The organism is Streptomyces sp. ISL-94, from assembly GCF_018614075.1.
In the GTDB taxonomy this organism is placed as follows: domain Bacteria; phylum Actinomycetota; class Actinomycetes; order Streptomycetales; family Streptomycetaceae; genus Streptomyces.
Map to the genome: position 1 here is coordinate 1 of NZ_JAGGOZ010000141.1, position 7,516 is coordinate 7,516.

The window sequence follows — 7,516 nt, forward strand, 5'->3', positions numbered from 1 at the left end:
AGCGTCGCGACCCGGTGAACCCTTCCGGTCACAGCACTAGGGATACGCGCGGCCCCGGCCGGGCCGCCCGTACGATGCGATGCCCGGCGGGCGGCACCCGGGCCCGGCCGGGCGGCCGGTCAGTGCGGAGCGTCGGCCGGGCGCACCGGCGGGCACGGGTCCGGGGATCCCGTCGGGCCTGCTGCCCGCGCCGGCCTTCGTCGGCCTCGCGGACGTCGCGGCCAACGGCACCTACTCCATCGCCGCCAGAACGGCCCGGTCACCCTGGCCGCCGTGCTCTCCTCGCTCTACCCCGTGATCACCGCCCTCGCGGCCTTCGCGGTGCTCAAGGAGCGCCTGCGCCCCGTCCAGGCCGCGGGCGCCGACCTGGCCCTGGCGGGCACGGTCCTGCTCGCGGCCGGCTGAGCCGCGGCTAAGCCTGTTCGGGTTCCAGCTCCTCCAGCTCTCCCAGCTCTGCCAGTTCCGCCAGCCCCCGCAGCTGCTCCGAGGTCATCCCGTCGGGGATCGGCACCGGCGCCGGGGTGCGCAGCGGCGGCTGCCAGCCCGTCTCCGGCTCCCAGCGCCGTACGATGCGCGCCGGCGCCCCCGCCACCACGGCGTGGTCCGGCACCTCGCCCCGTACGACGGCCCCCGCGGCCACGACGACATTGCGGCCCAGCCGCGCGCCGGGCAGGACGACCGCGCCCGTACCGAGCCAGCACCCGGGGCCGATCTCGACCGGTGCGCTGCGCGGCCACTGCTTGCCGACGGGCTGGTGCGGGTCGTCGTAGCTGTGGTTCGTGGAGGTGATGTACACCCCGGGGCCGCAGAAGGTGTCGTCCCCGATGCTGATGCGGGCGTCGGCGATGACATGGCTGTCCCTGCCGATGACGACCCCGTTGCCGAGGACCAGCATCGGCTCCGTACCGAGGTCGAGGTCCGGCATCATCCCGGCGGTAAGGGTGACCTGCTCGCCGATGATGCAGTAGTCGCCGAGCCGGATCCAGGGATCGCCGAAGACCGTGCCCTGCGGGAAGGCGAGCCGGGTGCCGTGCCCGATCGCGCCGAAGCGCAGCCGCCCCGGGGTCTGCGCGGTGACCGCGCCGGCCTGCTGCATCCAGCGCCAGCCCGCGTGGACGGCGCGGTTCGCCAGCCGGCGGCGCAGGGCCGTCAGAGCCGTCAGAGCCGTCGGAGATGAGAACGTGTTCTGGTTTCTCGGCACCCGGCCACGGTAGTGCGCCCGGCGCCGGTCGTCCGGACCCGGATCCTGTGATCTTCACCCCATCCGGGGCGGGGCGGGACGCGTGCCCTACCGTGCCGGTAGCGCGGCATCCGGAAACAGAGGAATTTGATCATGACGTCTCAGCAGGCCCCCCAGGGCCGGGCAGGCCAGGCACTCATCGCGGCCGTGGGCGGGAAGCAGCCGTCCGTCGACCCGACGGCCTTCGCGGCACCCACCTCCGTCGTGGTCGGAGATGTCACCCTGGCCGCCGGCGCGAGCATCTGGTATTCGGCGGTGCTGCGCGCCGACTGCGGCCCGATCACGCTCGGCGCGGACAGCAACGTGCAGGACAACTGCACGCTCCATGTGGACCCCGGCTTCCCGGTCTCGATCGGCGAGCGCGTCTCCATCGGCCACAACGCCGTCGTACACGGCTGCACGGTGGAGGACGACTGCCTGATCGGCATGGGCGCGACCGTCCTGAACGGCGCGGTGATCGGTGCGGGATCGCTCGTGGCCGCGCAGGCGCTGGTCCCGCAGGGCATGGTCGTCCCGCCCGGCTCGCTGGTGGCGGGCGTCCCGGCCAAGGTGCGGCGCGAGCTCACCGCCGAGGAGCGTGAGCACATCAAGGTCAACGCCGCGATGTACGTGGAGCTGGCCAAGCAGCACCGCGCATCGGTGACCCCGGACGCCTAGCCGAACGCCTGGCCGGCGTCCCGCGCGGCCCGGAGTGCGGACAGGACGGCCTCGTACTCCGGACCGCGCCGGCCGGGCTCCGCGCGGTGGGCGTCCGGACGGCCTCCGCGTGCCCGGCTCGCGCCGCGAGATCCAGCGCCGTCCGCCCGCCGGGGACGCACGCGTCCACCGCAACGCTCTCGGCCGGCAGCCGCTCCACCACCGCCGCGTCGCCGTTCTCCGCCGCCCGTACCAGCCGGTTCACCGGGTCCATGGCCGGATCACCACCGACCGCGCCGACGCCGGGGCACGCCATATCAGTCGGCGACGGGTACCGGGGCCGCCGACTCGGCGGCCCCGGCCGCCGCGGCCGCCTTCTTCATCCGGCTGCGCACCACCAGCGTCACCGCGATGCCGAACAGCACGGCAATCCCCAGCGCCAGCCAGGAGAACCGCTTCAGCCAGGGCTCCGCCACGATGCCGACCGAGTAGATGACGGCCGTGGTGCCGCCCGCCCACAGGATCCCGCCGAGGACGTTGGCGATCAGGAACCGCCAGTACGGCATGTGCAGCACACCCGCCAGCGGCCCGGCGAAGATCCGCAGCAGCGCCACGAACCGGCCGAAGAAGACGGCCCACATGCCCCACCGCTCGAAGGAGCGCTCCGCCACGGCCACATGATCCGGCCCGAAGTGCTTGGGGAAGCGCCGCCCCAGCCGTTCCAGCAGGGGCTTGCCGCCCCTGCGCCCGATGGCGTAGCCGATCGAGTCGCCCACGATCGCCCCCGTCGTCGCGCAGATGCCCAGCACCACCGGGTCGATCTCGCCGTGCTGCGAGGCCAGCAGCGCCGAGCTGACGAGGATGATCTCTCCGGGCAGCGGGATGCCCAGGCTCTCCAGTCCGATGACCAGACCCACCAGGAGATAGATGCTGACCGCCGGAATCGTCTCCAGCCATTCCTGGATGTGCACCGGTACGTCCTCCCGTGTCGTCCCCGGCGCGCCCCCTGTGACACGCCGAACGGGCAGCCTATCCGCTCCCCACCACCGCCTTTCCCTTCAGTGTGAGTTCGCGTGAGGAACGGCCCGCGAACACCTCGCGTTGACCGGAACCCACCACCCACGCGTGCCGCTCCGGATCCCATGAGGACAGCGCCCGCGCGCCGACGGCGACGGTGACCCGCTGCGACCGGCCTGGCGCGAGGGTGAGCCGCCGGTAGCCGGCCAGGGCGCGCACCGGCTGGTCGAGCTTCAGATCCGGGGAGGGGCCGACGTACACCTGGGCCACCTCGGTGCCCTTGCGGCGGCCGGTGTTGCGGACGGTGAACTCCACACTGAGGCCGCCGCGCTCCGGCCGGACGGTCAGGTCCTCGTAGTGCCAGGTCGTGTACGAGAGGCCGTGCCCGAAGGGGAAGAGCGGGGTCACGTGCTGCGCGTCGTACCAGCGGTGGCCGACGTGGATGCCCTCGGCGTACTCCTGCCTGCCGCCCACCCCCGGGTAGCGCAGCGGGTCCCCGCCCACCGGGGTCTCCTTCTCGTCGGCCGGGAAGGTCTGGGTGAGCCGGCCGCCCGGGTCCACGTCCCCGAAGAGGATGTCGGCGGTCGCGCCCGCGCCCTCCTGCCCCGGGTAGTACATCTGGAGGACCGCCCCCGTGCACGCGAGCCAGGGCATGGCCGTACCCGATGGGGTGTTGAGGACCACCGCGGTACGGGGGTTGGCGGCGGCGACCGCCTCGATCAGCGCGGCCTGCCCGCCCGGCAGCGCCAGGGAGGTCCGGTCGCTGCCCTCGGTGGCGTCCTCGTACGCGAACAGGACCACGCTGCGCGCCGCCTTCGCGGTCCGCACCGCCTCGGCGAGATCCGCGGCCCGGGTCGCCTTCGTGATGTGCCGCAGCCGGAAGCGCTGCCCCGTGGCCCCGCCCTGGGCGTTCACGGCGAGCCGGTGGGTACCCGCCTTGAGCGCGAGCGTACGGCGGCGCACCGTCATCCCGTCGGGCGCGGACCCGAGCAGTCCGCCCGCGTAGTACTCGGCCACGCCCTCCCGTACGGGGAACAGCTCCTCCCCGTCCAGCCGCACGCCGGGCCGTACCCCGGTGTAGTGGACGAGCAGGGTCCACTCGTCGTCGGCCGCGAGGCGGAACTCCCCTTCGTGGCTCCAGCCGCGCCCGGCGTCCACGCTCCGGTCGTCCAGCGCGGCGGGCGGCGTCAGCAGGGCCGGCGGCAGGGGACGGCCGTACACGTCCTCGCCGAGGGCGTAGCGCACGGTGGAGCCATTCCCCGCGCGCCGCCGGATGGCGGTGAGCGGGGCGGCCGCCCCGTCGGGGACCACGTGGGCGCTGCCGCCACCGCCGACGAAGGGCACCTGGCCGGTGGGGCCGATGACCGCGATCGAGCGGGCGGCGGCTCCGGTCAACGGCAGGGTGCCGTGCTCGTTGCGCAGCAGCACGGCCCCGGCGGTGGCCACTTTGCGGGCGACCCTGGCCCCGGCGGCCGCGTCGCGCGGGGGCCGCGCGGCGCGGCGGGCGGCCGGCAGCCCGAAGCGGTCCAGGGTGGTCAGGATCCGGCGTACGGCGAGGTCGACGGCGCTCTCGGGCACCGAGCCGCCGCCCACCGCCTCGCGCAGCGGGCGGCCGAAGTGGGTGCCGCCGGGCATCTCCATGTCGAGTCCGGCGCCGATGGCGGCGACGGCGCTGTGGGCGGCGTCCCAGTCGGACATCACCCAGCCGTCGAATCCCCAGCTCCCGCGCAGCACTTCGTCGAGGAGCGGCTTGCTCTCGCAGGCGTAGACGCCGTTGACCTTGTTGTACGCGCCCATGACGGCGCCCGCGCCGGCGGCCACGGCGGCCTCGAAGCCCCGCAACTCGGTCTCGCGGAGGGTCCGCTCGGCGGCGATCGCGTCGATGGTGTCGCGGCCCCGCTCCTGGTTGTTGAGGGCGAAGTGCTTGACGGTGGCGATGAGCCCCTCGTCCTGGATCCCGCGGACCATCTCGCCGACGAGGTCGGCGGTGAGGCGCGGCTCCTCGGCGAAGGTCTCGAAGTTCCGGCCGGCGTACGGGGTCCGGATGAGGTTGGCCATGGGCGCCAGCAGGACGTCCTGGCCGAGGGCCCGGCCCTCGCGGCCGAGGACCCTGCCGTACTCGCGGGCCAGCGCCGGGTCGAAGGCGGAGGCGAGCATGACCGGCGCGGGCAGCGCGGTGGCCGGTTTCGCGACGCGTACGCCGGCGGGCCCGTCGGCGAGGCGCAGCGCGGGGATGCCCAGGCGCGGGACGCCCGGGAGGTAGCCGGCCTGGCCGAGGGGGGCCGGGTCCGGGGCGCCGTGGAGCAGGGCGGTCTTCTCGTCGAGGGTGAGCCGCTCCAGCAGGGCGTCGATCTTCGCGGCGCCACCGGGCCCGGCCGGGGCCGCGGGGGCTCCGGGCGCTGCCTTGCGGAGCCCCGAGCCGGGCGGTACGGGGGCCACGCAGCCGCCTGCCCCCAGCACCGCGCCCACCGCGCCGGCCGCTCCGATCAGCCGCATCGCGGAACGTCTGGACACGGCCTCGCTCATGGGCGCTCCCTGCGGCGTGGTTCGGCGGGAGCGGCCCGCGCCGGACCGCTCCCGCGCCCCACTGTGCGCCCGGCAGCCGCGGGGGCCCGCCCGGACGCGCCACCGGCGGCGCCAGGTTCAGCCCTGCGGCGGCTGCGGCACGCCGTCGCGCTCCCGCCGGGGCTCGTCCTGGATCTGGACCCGCGCCTCGGTGCGGTGCCCGCGCGCGATGTAGTCCCGTACGACGGCCTCGACCGCGTCCTGCGGCGAGCCGACCCCGGCGAGCACCATCACCTCCACCACGAGTTCGGCGTCGAGGCTGATGTTGACCTTGGCCATGGGAACCCCCTCCGTCGTCGTGCGAGGGACTCTAGTGGGGGGGCTCACCGCGGCGCGCGGGTTTACGCGTTGGGGCGCAGGGTCCACACGACCGTCATCTCGCCGGTGACGGCCTCGTCCTCGCGCTGGATGGCGATGGTGACCGGGAACTCGGGGCGGCCGCCCGCGTCGAGTTCCGCGACGACCTCCGCCGCGGGGCGGCCGAGGGTGGCGGTGGCGGTGACGACGCCCTTGGCGAGCTTCTTGTAGCCGATCTCGGCCTTCACGGCGAGGGGCACGGCGCGCGAGAGCTGGTCGCCGAAGGCGGCCAGGACGATCGCGCCGCTCGCGGACTCGGCGAGGGTGAACATGGCGCCGGCGTGGGGACCGCCGACGTGGTTGTGGTAGTCGGGCTGGTCCGGGAGGCGGACGACCGCGCGCTCGGGGGTGGTCTCCAGGAACTGGAGGTTCAGGGTCCGGGCCATCGGCACCGTCGCGGCGAGCAGTTCGCCCACGTTCATCTGATCTGCGCTCATGGAACGTGAGGTTACCCGCGAGTAGATGCGCTTGACCAGAGCCGAGTACGGGGGCGGCCGTGGCTCCCGGCCTCCGCTCCCACTATCGTTACCGGCCATGTGGCCAGGACAGCAGCAGCCGCCCGGGGGAGAACAGCACCCCCAGGACGCGCAACAGAACCCGTACCAGCAGCAGCCGGGGCAGCCGAACCCGTACCAGCAGCAGCCCGGTTACGGGTACCCGCAGCAGGGCTACCAGACGCCCCCGCCCGTCCAGCCCTGGGGCCAACCCCAGCAGGCTCCCGCCCCGGCCCCGCAGGGGGGCGGTAGCCCCTACTCCACCAAGACGGTGGCCATCGTCGCGGCCTCCGCGGTCGTGGTGGCGGCCGCGGCGACCGGAGCCTTCGTCCTGACCCGGGACGACAAGAACACCCAGGCCAATGACAAGCCGCCCGCCGCGTCCTCCTCGGCGCCGGCCTCCTCCGCCCCCGCCCCGGCCGGGAGCAGCCCGAACCCGCGGGCGGGCGGCGACGTCAAGCCCGTGATCCCGGGCTGGAAGGTCGTCGTCAACCCGACCCACGGCACCGCCTTCGACGTCCCACCCGAATGGAACGTGCTCGGCTCCGGCATGTCCGTGGGTTTCGAGGACGAAGTGAAGAAGGACGGCTCCCCCTTCGTCATGATGTCCGCACCGGCCTACCTCAAAGAGGACTGGTGCAAGGTCGACACCAACAAGGACGGCCGCGAGGAGACCAAGGCGCTGGCCGGCACCGGTACGAAGGGTGGCCAGGGCGCGAAGGACACCGCTCAGCTCTCGCGCAACGCGGCCGGCAGCTGGGTGTACGCCGCGTACGGGCAGCCGCAGCCCCAGGAAGTCGCCAAGATCTCCGAGGCCAAGGAGTACACCACTCTCTCCGGCCTCAAGGGTCACGTGGCCACGGCGACCGTGAGCGGCCTGCCGAAGGCGACCAAGTGCGACTCCGACGGCAAGAGCATCTCCTTCAGCTTCAAGAACACCAAGGGTGACTTCGCCAGCTGGGTCCTCTACGGCGCTGCGGGCGTACCGGGTGAAGTCTCCCAGGAGACCTACGAGAAGATCCTGAGCTCGGTCCGCCTCAGCGAGGGCTGATCTCCTGTCCCCGGCCCCCGGACAGGAATCCGTTTGGATTCCCGGCCCGGGGCGGGGATAGTCCGGTGGTGAGCTCTCCCTCCCCGCCCCGCACGCCCGCACGCCGCGGTCGGCCCGCCTGGGCCGGCCGCAACTACACCTCCTAATGCTGTTGTC

At 73.9% G+C, this 7,516-nt stretch carries 7 protein-coding genes and 1 pseudogene; 3 read left to right on the forward strand and 5 right to left on the reverse strand.

Features of this window, described 5'->3' with window-relative positions; all coding sequences use genetic code 11:
• Window positions 1-124 precede the first annotated feature (124 nt).
• Window positions 125-405 (forward strand): annotated as a pseudogene (locus J7E94_RS33470) (EamA family transporter); the annotation flags it as partial.
• A gap of 7 nt (window positions 406-412) precedes the next feature.
• On the opposite strand, the gene J7E94_RS33475 reads toward J7E94_RS33470, so the two are convergent.
• The gene (locus J7E94_RS33475) at window positions 413-1,201 is read right to left on the reverse strand and encodes an acyltransferase (RefSeq protein WP_215020588.1); all 789 of its coding nucleotides are present in this window, start codon (window positions 1,199-1,201) and stop codon (window positions 413-415) included.
• A gap of 132 nt (window positions 1,202-1,333) precedes the next feature.
• Between J7E94_RS33475 and J7E94_RS33480 the strand changes: the two genes are divergently transcribed.
• Complete coding sequence (locus tag J7E94_RS33480) at window positions 1,334-1,897, forward strand: gamma carbonic anhydrase family protein (RefSeq protein WP_215020589.1); 564 nt, start codon at window positions 1,334-1,336, stop codon at window positions 1,895-1,897.
• A 296-nt stretch (window positions 1,898-2,193) separates the two neighbouring features.
• On the opposite strand, the gene J7E94_RS33485 is transcribed toward J7E94_RS33480, so the two are convergent.
• The 4 genes from J7E94_RS33485 to J7E94_RS33500 all read right to left on the reverse strand — a co-directional run bounded on the left by J7E94_RS33485 (window position 2,194) and on the right by J7E94_RS33500 (window position 6,252).
• Window positions 2,194-2,847, reverse strand: a complete 654-nt coding sequence (locus J7E94_RS33485) for a DedA family protein (protein ID WP_215020590.1) — start codon at window positions 2,845-2,847, stop codon at window positions 2,194-2,196.
• 58 nt (window positions 2,848-2,905) lie between these two features.
• Window positions 2,906-5,419 (reverse strand): glycoside hydrolase family 3 C-terminal domain-containing protein, encoded by a 2,514-nt coding sequence (locus J7E94_RS33490; RefSeq protein ID WP_215020591.1) that lies wholly within the window; start codon window positions 5,417-5,419, stop codon window positions 2,906-2,908.
• A 117-nt stretch (window positions 5,420-5,536) separates the two neighbouring features.
• Window positions 5,537-5,737, reverse strand: a complete 201-nt coding sequence (locus J7E94_RS33495; RefSeq protein WP_215020592.1) for a type II toxin-antitoxin system VapB family antitoxin — start codon at window positions 5,735-5,737, stop codon at window positions 5,537-5,539.
• Window positions 5,738-5,799: 62 nt separating this feature from the next.
• Complete coding sequence (locus J7E94_RS33500) at window positions 5,800-6,252, reverse strand: DUF4442 domain-containing protein (protein WP_189973593.1); 453 nt, start codon at window positions 6,250-6,252, stop codon at window positions 5,800-5,802.
• 97 nt (window positions 6,253-6,349) lie between these two features.
• Here J7E94_RS33500 and J7E94_RS33505 point away from each other — a divergent pair, with 97 nt between their 5' ends.
• Window positions 6,350-7,360, forward strand: coding sequence for a hypothetical protein (locus J7E94_RS33505; protein WP_215020593.1), 1,011 nt, complete (start codon window positions 6,350-6,352; stop codon window positions 7,358-7,360).
• Window positions 7,361-7,516: the final 156 nt, after the last annotated feature.